Annotated in this window: 19 protein-coding genes; 4 read left to right on the top strand and 15 right to left on the bottom strand. The window is 71.9% G+C overall.

What is annotated here, in order from left to right; translation table 11 throughout:
• Positions 1-14: 14 nt before the first annotated feature.
• Positions 15-866 (top strand): pyridoxal kinase PdxY, encoded by an 852-nt coding sequence (pdxY, locus tag ACFYTT_RS05925; RefSeq protein WP_387257917.1) that lies wholly within the window; start codon positions 15-17, stop codon positions 864-866.
• Positions 867-926: 60 nt separating this feature from the next.
• Here pdxY and ACFYTT_RS05920 read toward each other — a convergent pair whose 3' ends face one another.
• The gene (locus ACFYTT_RS05920) at positions 927-2,156 is read right to left on the bottom strand and encodes a PucR family transcriptional regulator (RefSeq protein WP_387257916.1); all 1,230 of its coding nucleotides are present in this window, start codon (positions 2,154-2,156) and stop codon (positions 927-929) included.
• Between the two features lie 155 nt (positions 2,157-2,311).
• On the opposite strand from ACFYTT_RS05920, the gene ACFYTT_RS05915 reads away from it, so the two are divergent.
• A complete protein-coding gene (locus ACFYTT_RS05915) occupies positions 2,312-3,421 on the top strand; it encodes a DegT/DnrJ/EryC1/StrS family aminotransferase (RefSeq protein WP_387257915.1) in 1,110 nt (369 codons plus the stop codon).
• Positions 3,422-3,448: 27 nt separating this feature from the next.
• Here the strand turns inward: ACFYTT_RS05915 and ACFYTT_RS05910 are convergent, their stop codons facing one another.
• From ACFYTT_RS05910 to ACFYTT_RS05900, 3 genes are all read right to left on the bottom strand, one after another.
• The gene (locus tag ACFYTT_RS05910) at positions 3,449-4,165 is read right to left on the bottom strand and encodes a class I SAM-dependent methyltransferase (RefSeq protein ID WP_176094228.1); all 717 of its coding nucleotides are present in this window, start codon (positions 4,163-4,165) and stop codon (positions 3,449-3,451) included.
• Between the two features lie 220 nt (positions 4,166-4,385).
• Positions 4,386-4,793 (bottom strand): VOC family protein, encoded by a 408-nt coding sequence (locus ACFYTT_RS05905; RefSeq protein WP_201272308.1) that lies wholly within the window; start codon positions 4,791-4,793, stop codon positions 4,386-4,388.
• A gap of 211 nt (positions 4,794-5,004) precedes the next feature.
• The gene (locus ACFYTT_RS05900) at positions 5,005-5,670 is read right to left on the bottom strand and encodes a hypothetical protein (protein WP_387257914.1); all 666 of its coding nucleotides are present in this window, start codon (positions 5,668-5,670) and stop codon (positions 5,005-5,007) included.
• 264 nt (positions 5,671-5,934) lie between these two features.
• Here ACFYTT_RS05900 and ACFYTT_RS05895 point away from each other — a divergent pair, with 264 nt between their 5' ends.
• On the top strand, positions 5,935-7,143 hold the full coding sequence (locus ACFYTT_RS05895) for a methyltransferase domain-containing protein (RefSeq protein WP_387257913.1): 1,209 nt from the start codon (positions 5,935-5,937) through the stop codon (positions 7,141-7,143).
• Positions 7,136-8,560 (top strand): NDP-hexose 2,3-dehydratase family protein, encoded by a 1,425-nt coding sequence (locus ACFYTT_RS05890; RefSeq protein WP_176094227.1) that lies wholly within the window; start codon positions 7,136-7,138, stop codon positions 8,558-8,560. Before ACFYTT_RS05895 ends, ACFYTT_RS05890 begins: the two co-directional genes overlap by 8 nt.
• A 6-nt stretch (positions 8,561-8,566) precedes the next feature.
• Here ACFYTT_RS05890 and ACFYTT_RS05885 read toward each other — a convergent pair whose 3' ends face one another.
• From ACFYTT_RS05885 to ACFYTT_RS05835, 11 genes are read right to left on the bottom strand one after another with little or no spacing between them, the layout of a single operon-like run.
• On the bottom strand, positions 8,567-9,358 hold the full coding sequence (locus ACFYTT_RS05885; protein WP_176094226.1) for a response regulator transcription factor: 792 nt from the start codon (positions 9,356-9,358) through the stop codon (positions 8,567-8,569).
• Complete coding sequence (locus tag ACFYTT_RS05880) at positions 9,355-10,329, bottom strand: DUF1702 family protein (protein ID WP_131051988.1); 975 nt, start codon at positions 10,327-10,329, stop codon at positions 9,355-9,357. The genes ACFYTT_RS05885 and ACFYTT_RS05880 overlap by 4 nt, the downstream gene beginning before the upstream one ends.
• Positions 10,326-11,522, bottom strand: coding sequence for a glycosyltransferase (locus ACFYTT_RS05875; RefSeq protein WP_131051987.1), 1,197 nt, complete (start codon positions 11,520-11,522; stop codon positions 10,326-10,328). The genes ACFYTT_RS05880 and ACFYTT_RS05875 overlap by 4 nt, the downstream gene beginning before the upstream one ends.
• A 58-nt stretch (positions 11,523-11,580) precedes the next feature.
• Positions 11,581-13,254, bottom strand: a complete 1,674-nt coding sequence (locus ACFYTT_RS05870) for an NAD(P)-binding protein (protein ID WP_387257912.1) — start codon at positions 13,252-13,254, stop codon at positions 11,581-11,583.
• Positions 13,251-14,252, bottom strand: coding sequence for an NAD-dependent epimerase/dehydratase family protein (locus ACFYTT_RS05865; protein WP_387257911.1), 1,002 nt, complete (start codon positions 14,250-14,252; stop codon positions 13,251-13,253). The genes ACFYTT_RS05870 and ACFYTT_RS05865 overlap by 4 nt, the downstream gene beginning before the upstream one ends.
• The gene (locus ACFYTT_RS05860) at positions 14,249-15,262 is read right to left on the bottom strand and encodes a trans-aconitate 2-methyltransferase (RefSeq protein WP_131055913.1); all 1,014 of its coding nucleotides are present in this window, start codon (positions 15,260-15,262) and stop codon (positions 14,249-14,251) included. Before ACFYTT_RS05860 ends, ACFYTT_RS05865 begins: the two co-directional genes overlap by 4 nt.
• 1 nt (position 15,263) lies before the next feature.
• Complete coding sequence (locus ACFYTT_RS05855) at positions 15,264-16,523, bottom strand: beta-ketoacyl synthase (RefSeq protein WP_131055915.1); 1,260 nt, start codon at positions 16,521-16,523, stop codon at positions 15,264-15,266.
• Between the two features lie 9 nt (positions 16,524-16,532).
• Positions 16,533-17,318 (bottom strand): SDR family oxidoreductase, encoded by a 786-nt coding sequence (locus ACFYTT_RS05850; protein ID WP_131055917.1) that lies wholly within the window; start codon positions 17,316-17,318, stop codon positions 16,533-16,535.
• Positions 17,315-18,052: a beta-ketoacyl synthase N-terminal-like domain-containing protein gene (locus ACFYTT_RS05845; RefSeq protein WP_176094223.1), complete on the bottom strand. Its 738-nt coding sequence runs from the start codon at positions 18,050-18,052 to the stop codon at positions 17,315-17,317. Before ACFYTT_RS05845 ends, ACFYTT_RS05850 begins: the two co-directional genes overlap by 4 nt.
• The gene (locus ACFYTT_RS05840) at positions 18,049-19,254 is read right to left on the bottom strand and encodes a beta-ketoacyl synthase (RefSeq protein WP_131054569.1); all 1,206 of its coding nucleotides are present in this window, start codon (positions 19,252-19,254) and stop codon (positions 18,049-18,051) included. Before ACFYTT_RS05840 ends, ACFYTT_RS05845 begins: the two co-directional genes overlap by 4 nt.
• On the bottom strand, positions 19,251-19,484 hold the full coding sequence (locus tag ACFYTT_RS05835; RefSeq protein ID WP_131054568.1) for an acyl carrier protein: 234 nt from the start codon (positions 19,482-19,484) through the stop codon (positions 19,251-19,253). Before ACFYTT_RS05835 ends, ACFYTT_RS05840 begins: the two co-directional genes overlap by 4 nt.
• Between the last annotated feature and the right edge of the window lie 49 nt (positions 19,485-19,533).

Below are 19,533 nucleotides of genomic sequence, written 5' to 3'. Positions count from 1 at the left end.
GCGATGATGGACGGGTGAAGATCCTGTCGATCCAGTCCTCGGTCGCCTACGGCCACGTCGGCAACTCGGCCGCCGTGTTCCCGCTGCAACGGCTCGGGCACGAGGTCTGGCCGGTCCTGACCGTGCACTTCTCCAACCACACCGGGTACGGTGCCTGGCGGGGGCCGTTGCTCGCGCCCGCCGACGTCGCCGAGGTGATCGCCGGCATCGCCGATCGCGGGGTGCTCGGTGACGCCGACGCGATCCTCTCCGGTTACCAGGGCGACCCGGCGATGGGCGCGGTGATCCTCGACGCGGTGACCCTGGTCAAGACCGCCAACCCGGAGGCCGTCTACTGCTGCGACCCGGTGATGGGCGACGTCGGCCGGGGCATGTTCGTCCGGCCCGGCATTCCCGAGTACCTGCGCGACGTGGTGGTGCCCCGGGCCGACATCGTCACCCCGAACCAGTTCGAGCTGGAGTTCCTCGCCGGCCGGTCGACGGACTCGCTCGACGAGGTGCTGGCGGCGGTCGACGTGGTACGCGCCACCGGCCCCCGACACGTGCTGGTCACCAGCGTGCTGCACGGTGACGCGCCACCCGACAGCCTGGAGGTGGTGGCCGTCTCCGACGCGGGCGCCTGGGCGGTGACCACGCCGCTGCTGCCGATCAGCCCGAACGGCGGTGGCGACGTCACCGCCGCGCTGTACCTGGCGCACCTGCGCAGCACCGGGTCGCCCGCGACGGCGCTGGAACGCACCACCGCCTCGATCTTCGCGGTGCTGGAGGCGACGCTGGCGGCGGGCACCCGCGAACTGCAACTGGTCGCCGCGCAGGACGCGATCGCCGACCCGCCGGCCCGGTTCCCCGCCCGCCGGTTGCGCTGACCGGAGCAGCGGAGGCCACCTCCACGGCACGTGGCGAGGTCACCTCCGGTCGGTCGACCGTCACTCCTCGCCGCTGTGCCGCTCCGCCAACCGGGCCAGTTTGAGGGCCAGGTGCAGGCAGAGTCGCTCGCCGCCGTCCTTGAGGTCGGTGCCGGCCAACTCCTCGATCCGCTGCAACCGGTAGTAGAGCGTGGTCCGGTGCAGCCGCAGGTCGGCGGCGGTGGCGTGGGCGTTGCCGGCCCGGTCCAGGTAGCGCTCCAGAGTGGTCAGCAGCGTGCGGTGGCCCGGCGTGGACACCAGCCGGGCCAGCCCCGGGTGCACGTCGGCCACCGTGAGGTGTTGCTCGCCGAGCCGGGCCAGCACCCGGAAGACACCCAGGCCGGACCAGGCGACGACCCGGCCCAACGCCGGCAGTCGCGCGCCGACCCGCGCGGCGTGCAGCGCCTCCACGTACGACTCGACGACGTCGGCCAACCGTGGCCGGGTGCGGCCGACCCCGACCACGGTCCGTTCCACGGAACCCAGACTGCGGATCACCTGCTGCAGGTCGTCGTCGAGGTGCCGGGCGGCCACCTCCGGCGTCGGCCGGCCGGCGGCGGGTTCGGCGGGCAGCAGCAGCACCCCGTGGTCGTGCCGGACCAGGTGCAGCGCCTCCCGCGTACCGGCCCGGCGTCGCGCGGCCACCAGCGACTGTTCCAGCGCGATCCGGGCCCGCTCGTCCGGCTGCCGCTCCTCGGGGGCGACGAGCCGGGCGACCAGGGCGGTCCGGGGACCGTCGGCGTGGATCATCCCGGCTTCCAGCAGCGCCCGCACCGCCTGGTCGCGGCTGCCGGGGCTGTCGGCCAGCAGGGTCCGGGCCGCCTCGGTCTCGCTCTGCGCGGCCAGCTCACCGAGCAGGTTCTCCCGGTACAGCGCCAGCGACAGTTCCCTGAGCAGGCCGGTGGCGGCCAGGTCGACCTCGGTCATGGTGCCGTCGGGATCGATGAACCAGACGAACCCGAGCAGCAGGTCGTGGTGGCGCACCGGCACGCAGAGCCGGGGGAGCAGGTCCAGTTCCGGGCTGGCCGGTGTGCGTACCGCCAGGCGGGCGTCGGCGATGCCGAGACCGCGCAGCCAGGCGATGACCTCCGGGGCGGTCTGCCGCCGCAGGATCGACGCCCGGCGGACCTCGTCCATCAGCCCGGTCTGCTCGCTGTAGACGACGACGCGTTGCCGCCGGTCCTCGATCAGTGCGGGACGGCCGACGTGGGCGGCGACCGCGTCCACTATGCGCTGCAACTCGCCCCGCACCGCACCCCCTCTCCCACGCCGTCGCGTCGGTTCCGACGTACGGCATGATCGAATCTTGTCCTCACCGCTGGAGAGCGTCGACCAGGGCACATTCGTTACGGATGCGTGTCCGTCAGCGCGCACCTGGGCCGGTCGCCGCACTAGCCTTGTCGGGTATGAGCATCAACGTGTGGAGCTACCTCACCGAGTACGAGGCGGAACGCGACGAGCTGCTCGAAGCTGTCGACAAGGTGTTCAGATCGGGTCAACTGGTGCTCGGGGCGAGCGTGCGGTCCTTCGAGACGGCGTTCGCCGCGAAGCATCAGCGGAGTCACTGCGTCGGCGTCGACAACGGCACGAACGCGCTGGTGCTGGCGCTGCGCGGTCTCGGCGTCGGGCCGGGCGACGAGGTGATCACCGTGTCGAACACGGCCGCCCCCACGGTCGTCGCGATCGACGCCGTCGGTGCGACTGCGACCTTCGTCGACGTACGGCACGACACGCAACTGATGGACGTCGGACAACTGGCCGCCGCCGTCACCGAACGTACGCGGTGCATCCTCCCGGTGCACCTGTACGGGCAGGCGGTCGACATGCGGGCGGTGCGCCAGGTCGCCCAGGACTTCGGGCTGAGCGTCCTGGAGGACTGCGCCCAGGCCCACGGGGCCCGTCAGGACGGCCGGATCGTCGGGTCGTTCGGTGACGCGGCGGCGTTCTCGTTCTATCCGACCAAGGTGCTCGGTGCCTACGGGGACGGGGGCGCCGTGGTCGTCGACGACGACCAGCTGGACGCGACCCTGCGAAGGCTGCGGTACTACGGCATGGCGGAGCGCTACTACGTCGTCGAGACGCCCGGGTTCAACGCCCGCCTCGACGAGGTGCAGGCCGAGATCCTGCTCCGCAAGCTCGCGCGGTTGGAGCAGTACGTCTCGGCCCGGCGCGCGATCGCGGCCACCTACGCCGAGGCGTTCGCCGACACGGACCTCGGCCTACCGACCGTGGTGCCCGGCAACGAGCACGTCTACTACCTGTACGTCGTGCGGCACCCCGCCCGCGACGAGATCATCCGACAGATGAAGGACGCCGGGATCACGCTGAACGTCAGCTATCCGTGGCCGGTGCACACCATGAGTGGCTTCGCGCACCTGGGGCAGGGGGTCGGCTCGCTGCCGGTCACCGAACGGCTGGCCGACGAGGTCTTCTCGTTGCCGATGTATCCGACGCTGGCGGCGTCGGACCAGGCCCGTGTGATCGACGAGCTGAGAGCCGTCCTGTCCCGGCTGTGAGCCGCCACCCGCTCGTGCGGGGTCGGCTCAGCGGTCGGCGCGCTCGAAGACCGAGATGACGAGCGGGCTGTCCGACTCGACCGGGCTGCGCTCCCAGTCGCACCAGCGCTCACGCAGCCGCAGCCCGGCCAGCCGTGCCATCAGGTCGAGCTCGGCCGGGCTGACCCCGCGACCGTCGAAGGGCACGACGTGCATCAGGTCCTTGCCGTAGATGATCTCGCGGATGTGGAACTGCTGCGACAACGGGTCGACCTGGTAGGCCCAGAGCACGGTGGCGTTCTCGCCCATGTGCGCGGGCATCACCCCGAAGTCGCCGGGTGCTCGGGCGAAGGTCTCGAACACCAGCACGCCGTCGTCGGTGAGGAGTTCGGCGGCGTTGCGCACACACTCCGTCTGGGCATCCTGTGTGGTCAGGAGCAGGAAGGTGTTGTCGAGGCACGTGACGAGCCGGTAGCGCCCGTCCGCCGCGATCTGCGGCAGTTCGCTGAGCGCGGTCTGCACCATGTCGCCGCCGGGCTTGCCGGCCAGGGTCTTCAGCATCGCCGCCGAGCTGTCCACCCCGGTCACGCTGAGCCCGCGAGCGGCGAGGGGGATGGCGACCCGACCGGTGCCGACGCCCAGTTCGAGGACGGGGCCGCCCTCGGCCAGGTCGGCGAGGGTCGCCACCATCGGGTCGGGCGCCTCGGCGCCGTAGACGAAGTCGAAGAGTTCGGCGTAGCCCTCTCCGTACGTTTCTGCTGCCATGTCGGCTCCTGCCATCCAAGGGGGCAACGGTCAGCCCCGTGACACATCAACACACCCCACGGACCCGTCACAAGTGGTGGGATCGGGTCCCCGAAGGCGACGCGGGGCACCCGGAACCGATCCTTGACGCGATCGATTCCAGGTGCCCCGACCTGGTCGAACGGCCGGACTCGACGCCCGGCCGCCATCCACACCCGTCGACGGGTGTCGTGCTGCGGTCCTACTCCGCCGGCGGCTCGTACTTCGGGTTCTCCCACACGAAGTTGACCTTGTTGCCGGCCGGGTCGACGATCTCGGTCAGCTTGATGAAGTCGAAGTCCTGAATCTCACCGGCGGTCACACCCGCGCTCGCGAGGCTGGCGACATGGGCGTCGATGTCGTCCACGCCGATGACGATGTTGGTCCGGCCGGTTGTCTCCGGGTCCAGCGAGACCTGGATCCAGGCGTTCTCCGCGATCTGCCACTCCGCCACGCCCTCCTGGGGCTCGACGTCGGGGCCGCGCCCGATCCACTGCTTGTACCAGGCAACGGCAGCGGCGTGGTCGGAGACGGGCAGAACCGCCGTGACACTCTTCAGGTTCGGCACGTTGGGCTGTCCCTTCAGTTGGTTGCTCGTCAGTTGCTGCACCGCGCAAAGCGGTGGGCGAAGGCGTACGATAGCAGCGTTTCATACATTTCGGTCTGTCGCCGAGCGGCAAAGTCGAGGGTCACCACCTCGGTCAGGCCACACTGTCGACAGTGTTCGGAGCGGTCGGACCTGCCCCCGCAGCAGCCGACCGCGAGCGCCGCCACACCCGAGGGCGGGTGCGGCGGCGTCGAGCGAACTGCCCGGCGACGGGTCAGTCCGTGACCACCCGGCGCAGGGCGGTCTCGGTGAACACCTTGATGGCGACGACCTCGTTGTCGGCGTTCGCCATCGGGACGAGGCCCTCCTGGAAGTAGGAGAAGCCGATCGGCGGGACCTTGTTGACCGTCGCGAACATGTGCGCCGCGTCCGGGTTGTGCAGCGTACCCATCGGCGTCTCGACGGCCAGGAAGATCATCTGGTGGCTGCGCACCGTCTCACCGGCGGCGAAGTCGATCCCGAGCGGGATCTCCAGGCGGCCGACCGACGGCGGCAGGTTGACGTCGAACGACCGCCCGACGCCGAGAGCCACCTTCTGCCCGGGGAACAGGATCTGACTGGTCGCCTCGGCCCGGTAGGACTTGATCTCGAGGTCCAGCCGGAGGGCGCCGTTGAGCGTCAGCACCGGGTCGTGGAGCTGGATGACGCAGGGCGACTCCGGGAACTCGAAGCGCTCCCGCGGCATCGTCGTGTCGTTGGGGTCCTTGCCGGCGACGACCTCGATCGTGGTCTGCGCGATCGCGTGGTAGCCGCGGCTGCCGTCGGCGAAGGTGCGCCGAGGCGTCATCACCTCGAGCACCTGTCCGGCGCGGCCCCGAAGGGCGGCGGCCGGGTCGGCGATCTCGCTGGGGAGGTCGCGGTCGAGCTCTTCGAGAAGCATGTCACCGATCTTGATCATCTCTTTGCCCTTTCGTGCGAGTTGTCTTGACGGTGTTGCTGCGCCTCTGGCCGGAGGATTGCTCGTAATCGCAACCCTAGGAGCGCATCGCGGAATCGGGCACCGGTGAATCGCGCCAGTCGATCCGGCAGGCGCGCCAGAAAAGATGGCGCACCCATGACGCGGACCGACACGGTCACGACGCGGTCCGCGTGATCCACGACGGACGCCAGGCTGAGCCGCCGGTCAGCGCCTAGCATCCGCTACATGCCTTGCAGAGCCTGTGGCGACGCGGTGACGCAGTTCCTGGATCTGGGCCGGCAACCGCTGTCCGACGCATTCCGCATTCCCGACGATCCCTCCGACGAATTCTGGCTTCATCTCAGGGCCGTGGTCTGCCACGGTTGTCACGTCGTCCAACTCGCCGATCCGGTTCCGGTCGAGCGGATGTTCCACGAGGAGTACCCGTTCCGCACCTCGTCGTCGAGGCGGATGGCGTCGCACTTCGCCGCGACCGCCGAGCGCCTGGTCGCCGGGCTGGAGTCACCGGATCCCTTCGTGGTCGAGATCGGCAGCAACGACGGCACCATGCTCGCCACGGTCGCCGCACGCGGCATCCGACACCTCGGCATCGACCCGGCAGCGAACATGGTGGACGAGGCAGTGGCCCGCAGGGTCAACGCGCGTGCGGAGTGGTTCGACGCCACCACCGCCGCCCGGGTACGCGACGAGTTCGGCCCCGCCGACGTGGTCTACGCGGCGAACACCATGTGCCACATCCCCGACCTGCGCGGCGTCTTCACGGGCCTGGAGACGGTGTTGGCCGACGACGGTGTGGTGGTCTTCGAGGATCCCTACCTCGGTGACGTGCTGCGTCTCGGCTCGTTCGACCAGATCTACGACGAGCACTTCTATCTCTTCTCCGCCACCTCGGTCGCGCGTATCGCCGCGCTGCACGGGTTCACGTTGGTGGACGTCGAGCACCTCGGCGTCCACGGTGGCGAGGTCCGCTACACGCTCGCCCGGGACGGCCGTACCCCCACGCCCGCCGTCGGCGCGCTGATCGCTACCGAGGACCGCACCGGCACACACGACCTGTCCCGGTTGCAGGCGTTCGCGGCCGGCGTCGCCGACCGCCGCGAGCAACTTCGGGACGTCCTCACGGACGAGCAGCAGGCCGGCCGCAGCGTCGCCGGATACGCCGCCACCGCGAAGAGCGCCACCGTGCTGAACTACTGCGACATCGGGCCGGGACTGCTACCGGTCGTCTACGACACCACACCTGAGAAGCAGGGCCGGACGACTCCCGGTTCCGGCATCCCGGTCGAGGCGTTCCCGCAGGACCTCGCCGACTACCCGGACACCTTCCTGCTCTTCGCCTGGAACCACGCCGACGAGATCCTCGCCAAGGAGCAGGAGTTCGTCGAGCGGGGCGGCCGGTGGATCCGTTACGTGCCGGAGGTGCGGATTGACTGACCGCCGGGTGGCCACCCCGTCGCATCTCGTCGAGTCGCGTGCCGACCCGTCGCTGCTCGACGAGATACGACACTGGCGTGAGGCGATGGGCGGTGTCCGGTACGCGCGGCCGTCACGACTCCCACTCGATGCCGTTCCGGGCTGGAACACCGGTGCCGAGGAGCCCGCTCTCACCCACGGCAGCGGTCGGTTCTTCGCCGTGCGGGGACACCGGGTGCGGACCGAGGACGGCCGCCACTCGTGGATGCAGCCGATGGTCGACCAGCCGGAGATCGGCCTGTTGGCGATCGCGGTGACCCCCTCCGACCGGGGCTACGCGGCGCTCGTCCAGGCGAAGGCCGAACCCGGCAACATCAACGGCATCCAACTGTCGCCGACCGTGCAGGCGACCCGGAGCAACCGGGAACGGGTGCACGGTGGCCGACCGGTCCCGTATCTGGACCTTTTCGATCCGGCGACGGCGGACGTCGTCGTCGACTCGCGGCAGTCCGAGCACGGTGGCGTGTTCTGGCGCAAGCGCAACCGCGTGATGATCGTCCGGACCCCACGGTTCGCGCCGCAGGAGGGTTTCCGCTGGATCGACCTCGCCGATCTGCTGGCGCTGCTGCATGACGACGACCTCGTGCACGCCGACACCCGGGCCGTCCTGGGCTGTGCGCCGTGGACGCTGCCCGGCGAGTTCGCCGTGTCCGGGGCGCGGCTGCCGGTCCTGCCCCGAACCCTGGCCGGTGCCGCCCGGTGCGACGTCCGGCCGCTGGCCCGCTGGCTCTCGGCCGAGCGCGCCCGGCAGTCGTCGGTCTCCGTCCGCGTCGCCCTGCCGGACCTGCAGGGCTGGCGACGCGGCGCCGACGCGCTCCGCCGGGAGGACGGCACGGGCTTCGAGGTCGTCGCGGTCAGCGTCGACGCGGCGGGACGCGAGGTCGACCAGTGGTGCCAACCGATGATCCGGCCGGTCGGGCTGGGCGTGGTGGGCCTTGCCGTCGCCGACCGTGGCGGTGAGCTCCACCTGCTCATGCAGGCATGTCCCGAGCCCGGCCTCGTCGACGACGTCGAGTTGGGTCCGACCGTGCAGATCGCGGGTGGCGAGAAGCCACGGTCCGGCGCGGAGGCGGAGCTGCTGGCCCTTCTGCTCGACAGCCCGGCCGAGGCGGTCCTGTTCGACGCGGTCCTGTCCGACGAGGGCGGACGCTTCCTGCACAGTCGCTGCCGACACCTCGTCGCGTTGGTCGACCACCGCGACGCACCGGCGGGCTTCCGGTGGTGCCCGGTCAGCGAGGTGATCGCCATGCTGGTGCACAGTCACCAGGTCAACATGCAGGCGCGCAGCGCGCTGGTGTGCCTGGTCGGCGCGGTGGCGGGCGAGTCGCGGTCGGGGCCGACCCCACTACCGCGACCGGCCGCGCGTACCGCGGCCTGACCCGCGTCACTGGCGGCTCGGAGCCGCCGACACGGTGACGGACGGCTGCCGATCCGCACGGTGGGCGTCGGCCAGCACCGCCCTGGTCGCGGTGCCGTTTCGGGCGCCGGACCCACGACGACCCTCGTCCTCGGCACGGTGGCGCATGGCCTCCATGGAGCCGTCGAGCAGGCCGTGCCGGGCGGCGACCACCACGGCCTCGTGCCGGTTCGACACGCCGAGTGTGCGGTACAGCTCCTGCAGGTGCCGGAACATCGCCCGGGTCGAGAAGTTCTCGTGGCTGGCGAGCCGTTCGACGCTCCATCCGCTGGCCAGCGCCGCCAGCCGCAGCACGTCGGACTCGTCCACCGACAGGTCCGTCTCGGCCGGAGCGGGTCGGCTGAGCAGGTCGACGGCGACCGCCCTGGGCAGCCGGACGGCGCCGGCCCACGTCGCCTCCAGTGCGGCCACGATTTCGTCCGGAGACGCCGCGTAGTCGACGACACCCCAGGCCCCGGCGTCGAGCGCGCGTCGGTAGTCGTCGGCGGTGGGGTCCACGAGCAGGGCGAGCAGCGCGACCTGCTCGTCGTGCGCCCGGAGCGCAGAGAGCACGTCGACGTCGGAGTCACTGCGGATGGAGAGCAGCACGGCGAGGCGGTACTCGGTCGGGTGGGCCGCCCGGCGGAACCGCCGGATCCAGGCGTAGCAGTCGCCCGGCTCGGCCGTCTCGTAGCCGGCGTTGTCGAGTTCCCGCGCGATGCCCTGCCGGTAGGCGGGGATCGGGTCCCGGATGGCGCAGACGTGCCGTGGCCTGCTCATGCCGATCGTTCCGGGATCGGGATCTCGGTGCGCAGCCGACGTTGCCATGCCACGTAGCCGCCGTCGCGGCTGGTGTCCCGCCCGGGTGGCGCGAGGCACCGGTCGGTGACGGTGGTGACCCAGCCGGCGTCGGACCGGTCGAGTTGGTCGAGGAACCGCGTGAAACTGCGGGGTGAGGCTTCCCGACGCGCGGTCAGGCCGAACGCCAGACCCTGGAGGAAGGCCCGTCGCTCGGTCTCCTGGTCCGATGGTGCCGCCGGGAGGCAGCGCATCCGGCGCATCCCGGCGAAGGCGGTCGCCAGGCCGAGACCGGCGTACAGCTCCGGACGGAGCGCAGGGGCCAACCGGGCGCCCTGGTCCTCGATGACCTCCGGTCGACCACCGGCGACGAACCAGAGCGCCCGACCATGACCCTGTGACCACAACGCCTGGTACTCCGCCTCGGGGAATGGGCAGGGAACGTCGAAACGCGGTGGCGCGGCCTTGAGGAAACACGTCGCGAACGCCATGCCGTCGATACCGAGACCGGTGAACAGGCCGTCTTGACGCCAGAGCGGGCTGCGCCTCATCGCCTGCGCGGCGAAGGGCCGTACGGCGTACCACCAGCCCCAACCGGCGAAGATCAGATACCGGTGGCCGGGCAGCGTGGCGAGCAGCCGGCGGTGCGCCGTACGGGCCCGGCCCGGATACAGCGCTCCCGCCGCGGCGAACGCCATCGCGGCGCCCTCGACGTAGAACGGGGCGAGGTAGTCGTCCGCCATGCCGTCGACCCGCGCGCTCACCGCCACCGGATCGTACGCCCGCAGTGTGTCGTTGAAGCCGGCCGCGAACTCGCGGCTGATCGCCCGGACGAGATCGCCCACGGCGGCGTCGACCGGCGTGAACAGCGCGAGTCGACGGTCGAGACGTTCGTCGGTGAGTGCCATCCGGGCCGCGATGCGCGACCGCACCCGGTCGCCGGTGCCGGTCATCGGCGCGGATTCTCGGCGTGGATCCGCTCGATGAACCCGACCGCCGCGTCGTCGATGGGCGGCACCGTCAGCGTCCGGGCCTGCAACCGGCGCGCCGCCCGCCGGTACGCCGGATCGCCGAGGACGGTGGTCGTCGCCGCCGCGACGTCCTCCGGCGTGAAACTCGTCCAGTCCAACTGCACGCCCATGCCGTGCTGCGTGAAGCGGTTGGCGATCTCGAAGGCGTCGAAGAGCAGCGGCACCGCGACGACGGGTACGCCGTTGACGATCGCCTGGCGGGCGGTGGCCGGGCCGGCGTGGGTGAGCAGCATGTCGATCGAGCGCATGAGCAGCGCCTGGGGCACCCACTCGACGACCCGGACGTTCTCCGGCACCGGGACCCCTTCGATGATCTCCTTTCCGTGCCAGTCCAGTCCCTTGCCGGTGGAGACGATGACGTTCGCGTCCACCGCGCCCATGCCGGCGATCACCTTGGCCAGCGGGGGCCCGTAGGAGGGGATCGTCGAGGCCGCCGTACCGAAGCTGGCGTAGACGAGCGGTCGCTTGTCGTCGACCAGGTCGCCGATCCACTCCGGCAGCACCTCGCCGCGCCGGACGCCGTCCACCCGCACGGTGAACACGTTGGGCAGTTCGAGTTCCTCCGGCGCGAAGGTCGGGGACAGCATGTTCAGGTGGCCGTACGCGTACTGCCGCAGGCCGTCCGGGTCCGGCGGCAGCCCGAACTGCTGGCGGCGGCGGTCGAGCGCGGCGACCACGCCCGTGCCGAGCATCATGCCGTTGAAGTCGAGGACCCCGACGGTGACGTGCGGCAGCCCGGCCCGTTCGGCGGCGAGGTAGCCGCCGAGTTCACCGGTGTCGCGCAGCACGATGTCGGGATTCCAGTCCGCGATGGCCCGGGAGACGTCCTCGCCCATGGCGACACACGCCTCTCCGCAGAACAACTCGGCCATGAAGTTCTGCGTGAAGTCCTCCATCTCCTCGGGAAGGACGTCACCGTCGAGGCTGTCGAGGAAGTCGCCGACCCAGTCGGGACCGGCGGTGATGTGCTCGATGCCGAGCGCCTCGACGGTGGCGGCGAAGCGTCCCGACACGGCGATGGCGACGTCGTGGCCGCAGCGTTTCGCGGCCTCCGCGACGGGGATCAGTTCCAGCAGGTGGTCGTGGGCCGGCAGACTGCTGAACAGCAACCTCATGTCGAGTCGTTCCTCCGTGGTCGGTGGTGCCGTGGTCGGTGGCGCGGGACGGGGGTCGTCATCGGCCGGTCACCCCGTTCGCGAGACGGGTGACGGCGAGATGTGCGGACTCCATCGCGCCGTCGAGGAAGGGATGGTCGATGACGTCGACACCGGCGACGGCGATCCGTCCGACACCGTCGGCGAGGCGGCGTCTGGCGTCGGTGGTGGCACTGCCGTCGCCGGGACGGTCACACGAGGTGGCGTACCGGGCGTAGCCGTGCGGCCAGAGTTCGACGCGGATGTCGGCGATGTCGCGGTCGGCCACGAGGCCGCCGGGCGCGAGCGCCTCCGCCAGCAGGTGCCGCAGTTCGACGGTGATCTCCCGGCGGGCCGTGGCGGCGCGCAGCCGACGACGGCCGGCGGCCGCACCTGCGGCGGGGGTGGTGCCCGCCTCGGTGAGCGCGCCGAGCGCGGTCGCGGTCGTCGGCTCGTCGGGTGACGGCGACGGCGCGCAGGCGCCGATGGCGACCGGGAACTCCAGCCCGGCGATCTGCCAGGTGGGGTGACCGGGCCAGGAGAGCCGGGAGACGCCGAGCGACTGCCACGCGCGCCAGTTCCGCAACGCGACGGAGGCCGACACGATCGGGTACCGGCCGAGATCGGCGGCGGTGGCCCGCTGCTCCGGCCCGAGTTCCGGGACGAGAAGCGCCGTGGTGTGCGCGGGCGCGGCGACGATCGCGGCCCGCGCCCGGTACGTGATCGTGCCTGCCCCGCCCCCCTCGACCTCGACCTCGACCGTGTCGGTACCGGCGTGGCGCAGCGCGGTCGCCGTGGCGTTCAACCGGATCCGGACCTGGTTGTCCGGCCGGTCGAGCGCGTCGACGGACATCTCGGCGGTCAGCCGGTCGTCGACGGTGTCGGCGTCGAACAGGTCGGGCACCAGATGGTGGGCCAGCGCGCGGGCGACCGTGGCGTTGCCGTCCGGGAAACGGTAGATCGGCGGGTCCAGGTGCGGGAAGAACCTCGCGCCGGTCCGGGTCAGCCCGTCCCACGGCGCGCCGCTGGGGCGGACACCGAGGCCGTCCAGGCCCAGATAGCCGATGAGCGCGGCGTCCAGGGCGGGATGCTGGTCGAAGGTCATGCCCGACTGCGCCGACGTGCTGTACCGCAGAAACCGGTGGGTGTCCTCGTCGAGTTCGGCGAAGTCGCGAAGCACCTCGTCGCAGCTACGCCGCCGGAGTTCGGCGAGCTTCTCGTCATCGGTCCGGCCGGCCAGCCAGTCGGTGGGTTCGTCGACGAGCGCGGCGACCTGCGGTCTGGCCCGTGCGGCGAGCGGCGCGTCGGTGAGGTCCACGGCGTCGGACGGGCCGTGGGCGGCGAGGTGGCTCCGCCCCCAGACCGAGGCGGCGAAGGCGAGGCCGTGGCCGCCGGCACCCCGGTCGGTGTAGTGCCGCGCCACCGTGTCGGTGTGGAAGCGGTCGGTGTCGACGCCCACGGTGGCCAGGGCGGACCGGACGGCCGGGGCGAAGGCGGAGGGGAAGGTGAGTTCCTGGGCGCCGCCCGGCGACACGAGCCGGCGTCCGTCGACGTCGAAGGTGTGCCGGATCGCGGGTCCGCCGAGCTGCGTACCGGCTTCGACGATCAGCACCCGCGCGTCCCGGTCGACGTCGGTGATCCAGTAGAAGGCCGCCGAGAGTCCGGCGACGCCGGCACCGACGACGATCAGGTCGAACTCGGGTGTGGTCGTCATGGTCGGCCTCCTGCTCGCGGCGTGACGATGGTCAGCGGCCGGCCCGACGGGTCCAGGGCCCACCGGAGGCACGCCGAGAACGTGCCCGGCTCCTGCTGCTCGGCCCACTGGTCGCCGACGAGGGTGGCGAGTGCGGACCGGCGCGGCGACCAGTCGAGCACCGCACGGGCCCGACGCAGGTCGCAGGCGGGACGGTCGTCGACGTCGGCGCGTTCCGGCAGATGCCGGCGTTGCACCCGTCGCCGGGTGACGCGTTCCACGGTCGTGAGGACGGCGTCGATCGTGGACAGCCGGCCACTGCCGATCTCGACGGCCTGGTAGCCCGCGACCGGTCGGCGGGCGGCGCCGACGACCGCCCGCGCCGCGTCGAGGACGTGCAGGTAGTCGCGGCCCGACGAGCCGTCGCCGTAGACGTCGAACGGCCGGTCCTCGGCGGCGGCACGAAGCGCCGCCGCGACGATGCCCCGGTCGGTCGGCGTGCGCGGCCCGCCGAGGGCGTTGAGGCGCAACGAGACACCGAAGCCGTACCGTTCGACGAGTTCCTCGGCGGCCCGCTTCGACTCGGCGTAGGCGACCCGGTCGGAGTGCCGCCCGGTCGGACCCAGGCCAGCGACCATCGCGGTCGACGCGAACACCACCCGGCACCTGCTGGTCCCGGCGACGGCGTCGAGGAGCAGCCGGGTCGCGTCGACGTTGCACCGCGCGTAGGTGCGGGCGGCCCGTGGACCGGGCTGCAACGGTGTGACGGCGGCGAGGTGGCAGACGGCGTCGACCTCGGCCACCGCCCGGCGCAGCGCGCGGCCCGGACCGGCCGCCGCCATGCCGAGTTCCCGCCCCGGAAAGGTGGTGACGTGGTCACCGAGGGCGGCGAACGCCTCGGTGACCCACCTGCCGAGGAAACCCGTCGCCCCGGTGACCAGGACCCGCACCGGACGCGTCGGGCCTGCCGCGACGGCCGGTACGCGACCGGGGGCTTCCGGTGCCCGCCGTCCACTCACGGCGCGTCCGGTGCGGTGGCGACGGCCACCATCACCAGCTCCGGGCCGGCGCTGTTGACCTGGATTTCCGCGTCGACCCCGGCGGCGTCGAAGGACGTCTGCCAGGCGGCGGCCGAATGGAAACGGCTGCCTCGCCGACAGGCCTCGGCGGACAACGGCAGCAGGTTGAAGATGAACTCCTGGTGCACGAGGTCGCCGGGGGCGCAGAGCGACTCGCTGAGCACCAGCGCGCCACCGGGCCGGACCAGTGACCGCAGGTGGCGCAGGGTGGACGGGATGTCGGCGGCGATGTGCAGCGCGTTGACGGCGAGCACGACGTCGTAGCCGTCCGGGGCCAGGCCCTGGTCGTCGGCGAGGTCGAAGTCGAACCGCCGGAACTCCAGGCGTACCGGGGCAGGGGTGTTCCCGCTGTGTCTGCGGCGGGCGCCGACCAGCAGGCTGGCGCTCATGTCGGTGACCGTGTAGTCGTAGGTGCCGCGTAGGTCGTCGGGCCAGTGCGCCAACAGGTGTGCGGTCGCCCCGCCGGTGCCCGCGCCCACTTCGAGGATCCGGGTGCCGCCACCGGTGCGCAGGGTGGTCTCGACCGCCGCTGCTGCGGCGGCGTTGAGCGGCCGGTACAGCAGGTTGTCGGACTGGAAGTAGCCGTGCCACAGCCGCATGCCCGGTCCGGCAAGCAGGATCTTGCGGCCGGAGGAGGTGCCGTCCAGGAAGCCGGGGTACGCGCCGGCGGCGTGGCGCAACAGGTCCACCGTCGGCGCGTGGCTGCCCGCCGTCGGGTCGACCGACGGTACGGGCCGGGGGAGTGTCCGGCGTTCGGCGGCCCGGCGGAGCCAGGCGACGCAGTGTCCGCGATGCTCGTCGCCGGCATCCACCGCCTCGGGATCGAGCGTGTCCAGGATCGACTGCGCGAGGTCGCCGGTCACCTGCCACGCGTCGGCGCACGCGTCGAGGTACGCCTCGTCGACGTGGGCGTCGACGTGGCCGGTGTCGGTCCGGGTCCGGTCGGTCATGTCAGATCGCCTCCAGGACGATCGCGCCGTAGAACCCGCCGAAACCGACGGCGGACTTGACGGCGTACCGGATGTGCGTGGACGTCCAGTCGGTGGGCAGGTCGAGGCCGTGGGCGGGCGTCGCGCCGGGTGTCCCGGGCAGCCGTCGTTCCGCCATCGCCTTGAGCAGCAGTGCCGTCTCCAGCAGCGAGGATCCGCCGAGGTTGTGCCCGACGTACGGCTTGAGCGGCAGGCACACCGGTTGCCGGGTCTGGTCCGGCCAGAGTCGCCGGATCGTCCTGGCCTCGTAGGTGTCGATCATCCGGATCCCGGTGCCGTGCGGCACGACCACGTCGACGTGCTCCGGGTCGAGGGCCGCCTCGCGCAGGGCCCGCCGGATGGACCGCTCCTGGTTGGCGCTCGCGGGGTGGGGTGCGCTGACCCGCCACCCGTCCTGCGTGAACCCGGCACCGCGCAGGCGACCGTAGATCCGGGCACCACGGCGACGGGCGTGCTCCTCGTCCTCCAGCACGACGGCGGCGCCACCGTCGCCGAAGACGGTGCCGGCGGCTGCTGGGTCGAACGGCCGGGGGACGCCGTCCCGCGCGTACAGGCCCATGTCGGCGAACCACCGGAACTTGCCCGAGCTGAGTGGGTCGTCGGAGGCGACCGCGACGGCCAGCGGGGTGCGGCCGAGCCGGATCTGGGTGGCCGCGTTGTCGATCGCGGTGAGGCCCGACGCGCACGCGGAGTTGACGAAGCCACACTCGCCGCCGATGTGCAGCGCACGGGCGACGAGGTAGGGCGCGAGGAACGTGTTCAGCGCGAAGATCTGCTCGGACAGGTCGGCGTAGCCGGCCTGCGCCGTGCCGGTGTCGTGCTCGGCCACCGCCCCGTACAGCGTGCGGGCCAGACGTTCGACGCCCGGGTGTTCGTCGGCCACCACGAGCCCGACCTCCCGCAGGTCGAGATCGGGGAAGGCGCGTAGTCCGGCGTCGTCCATGGCGAGCCCGGCCGCGGCGACGAGATGCTTGATGTCGCGTTGCTGGTCGATGCCTTCGCGTTCGAGTTGGGCACCGTCGACGTACGTCGCGGTGACGTCCGCGAGGCGGTAGTCCGGGGCCATGAAGACCTTGAACGTGCCGTCCTCCGGACGCGCGGAGGGCAGCTCGACCATCTGGGCGCACGGCGGGTCGGCTTCGATCGTGCGCCAGGTCTGGTCGATGCCGATGCCGGCGGCGCTGACGACGCCGAGTCCGGTGATCACCACTGGCCTGGTCATCCGCGCCTCCTATGCGGTGAGCCCACCGTCGACCACGAAGGTCTGTCCGGTGATGTATCGAGCGCCGTCCGAGACGAGGAAGCCCACGAGCGGGGCGACGTCCTCCGGCTCTGCGAAGCGCCGCAACGGGATCCGGCTCAGATAGGCGCGCTTGACGGCGGAGGGGAGGTCAGCGGTCATGGCGGACTCCACCAGCCCCGGCGCGACGCCGTTGATGGTGACGCCGAACTGCCCGAACTCGCGGGTCAACGCACGGATCATCGCCTCCATGGCGCCCTTGCTCGCGCCGTAGTTCGCCTGTCCCGCCACGCCGGCCCGCCCGGAGACGGAGGAGATCAGAATGATCCGGCCGAACCCGGCGCGGACCATGTCCGCCCCGGCCAATCGGACGAACTGCATCGCTCCCCGCAGGTTGGTGTCGAGGACGTCGGCCCAGTCCTCGTCGGCCATCTGCAACAGCGGCCGGTCGCGTCGGATCCCGGTGCAGTAGACGAGTGCGCCCGGCGGCCCGAGCGCCTCGACGAAGTCTCGATAGGTCGCGCGGACCGACTCCGGGCTCCGGGTGTCGCACCGGCGCCCGACGCTGTCCAGTCCGGCCTTGTCCGCGTGGGTCAGCAGGTCGCGCAGCGCCTCATCGTTCGCGTGACAGGTGAGCCCGACACGGTGGCCGGCGTCGACGAGGGTGGTGGCCACCGCCCGTCCGAGGTCGCCGCTGGCGCCGACGACGAACGTGGTCGACCGCGTCGTGCGGTCCACGGTCGTCGCGTCCGGGTCGACCGCTGGTGGGGCCGTCATCGCGTGACCGCCCCCGCCGCGACCGCACCGGCGGCGACCGGCTCCGGCGTGAACGCGTTCGCGAACCCGACGAGTGCCGCCATTCCGGCGCCGTCCCCGGCCTCGCGGGGACCCGGCCGCGACGCGACGCCGGCCCGGTGCGACTGCGCGGCCAGCGGCCCCAAGTGGCGTCTGCCGAGTGCCGCCGGCTCGGTGCTCAGGGCCGTGAAGGCGGCGAGGGTGCCGGTGGTGCCGTCGGGCAGCCGCTGCGACTCGAAGCCGCCGACGAACACGAGGTCGGCGCTGCCGTCGACGAGCAACGCGCGGGCCGTGTCCAGCGCCGACCAGACGGAGTCGGCACCCGCGCTCACCACCACGCTCGGGCCCCGGCACTGCGCGGCGATGGCCGCGTTGCCGGCGGCGGCGTTGTGCACGGTCATCGGGAACAGCGCCGGATTGACGAGGTGGTCGCCCCGACGGATCGACTCGTCGAGAAACTCGTCGATGTCCGGTCCCGCGCCGGTCTCGGTGCCGAGGGCGATGCCGCGACGCTCGGGGGCGGGCAGGTCGGCTTCGGCGTCCTGGAGCCACGCCTGGAGGGCGTGGACCACGACGGCGGACCGCGCCGACCGGTACCGACGGACGAGGGCCGGCAGGTCGCTCGATCCAGCCGGGACGCCGGTGAGGTGCGCGACCGGAGAAAGTTCGAAGGTGGCGGCGACCGACGCGGTCGCACAGTGGATCTCGGTCGTCATGCGCTGGCCTCCTCGTACGCGGGCCGCCGTAGGCCGACACAGGTGTTGTTGCCGCCGAAGGCGAACGCGTTGTTGAGCACCAGGTCGATCCGGGTCGCCTCGTCGTGGCGGCCGGTCGCCGGCCGGACGCCGAGCGAGGTGCCGGCGTCGTCCAGACCCCACTGCGGGATCGTCTGCTGGTGGTCGAGCACCAGCGTGCAGGCGACCGCCTCGATCGCGCTGGCCGCGCCGAGGGAGTGGCCGATGAGTGCCTTGATGGAGCTGATCGGCGGGGGCGACCCGGTGAAGACCGTGCGGTAGGCGGCTGCTTCGGCGGCATCGTTCTGCGGTGTGCCGGTGCCGTGGGCGCAGACGTACGCGACGTCGGCGGGGTCCGCGCCGGCGATCGCCGACCGCATCGCCCGTGCCACCCCGACGCCGGACAGGTCCGGTGCCGCCGGGTGCTTCGCGTCGCAGGTGAGACCGTAGCCGGCGATCGTCGCCCGCAGCCGTGTGCCACGGGCGGCGGCGTGCGCGGCCGACTCCACGATGACGAAGGCGGCGCCCTCACCGAGCAGCAGTCCGTCCCGCGCGTCGCTGAACGGGCGACAGCGTTCCTGCGCCATGCCGCGCATCCGCGAGAAGCCGGTGAAGGCCATCCGCGACAGCGCCTCGGCTCCACCGCAGACCACGACGTCGGCGGAGCCGTCGGCGATGAGCTGTGCGGCACGGATCAGCGCCATGTTGCCCGCGGCGCACGCGGTGACGAACAGCTCCACCGGAACCGACCCACCGAGGTGCCGCGAGATCCGGGTGCGCAGTGACGTGTCCACGTCCAGCGCGCCCGGCCGACCGGCACCGCTGCGTACGGCCTCACGTCGGGCCCCCTCGTGGTCGGCGACGTCGCCGACCGTCGTCCCGACCAGCACCCGGTCCGGCCGGATGTCGCCGAGTCCGGCGTCGGCGATCGCCTGGTCCAACGCCGCGAGCGCGAACGTGACCGTCCGGTCGCCGTCGAGCCGGGCGGCGTCGACGGTGTCGAAGCCGGGTGTCCACGGCCCGATCTCGCCCGCGACGTGGTTCGCCAGGTCGTCGGTCGGGAACAGCGACACCTCGCGGAAGCGGGGTGTGCCCTGCTGCAGGCCCTGCCAGAAGTGCGTGGCACCGATGCCGGCGGCGCTGACGACACCGAGACCGGTGACCACGGGTGTCCTGGCGGTCATGCGGCCGCGAGGGATTCGGCGAACTCGACGACCTCGTTGATGGTGTCCAGTTGCGGCGTCTGGTTCTCCGGCAGGATCTTGCCCAGGTGTTGTTCGACGTGGGCGATCAGTTCGAGGCGACCCAGCGAGTCGACCCCCAACTCCGCGAAGGACGTGTCGAGGCCGATCTCCTCCGGCTCGGCCATGACCAGCATCGCGACCGTCTCTCGAAGTGTCTCGGTGAGTTCCACTGTTTCTCCTTTCGACCCGTCCACCGGCGCGGACGCCGGAGCCAGGTGA

Origin of the sequence: Micromonospora sp. NPDC003816, assembly GCF_042874705.1 — a bacterium.
In the GTDB taxonomy this organism is placed as follows: Bacteria; Actinomycetota; Actinomycetes; order Mycobacteriales; family Micromonosporaceae; genus Micromonospora.
This window is presented reverse-complemented; position numbering and strand designations above follow the sequence as displayed.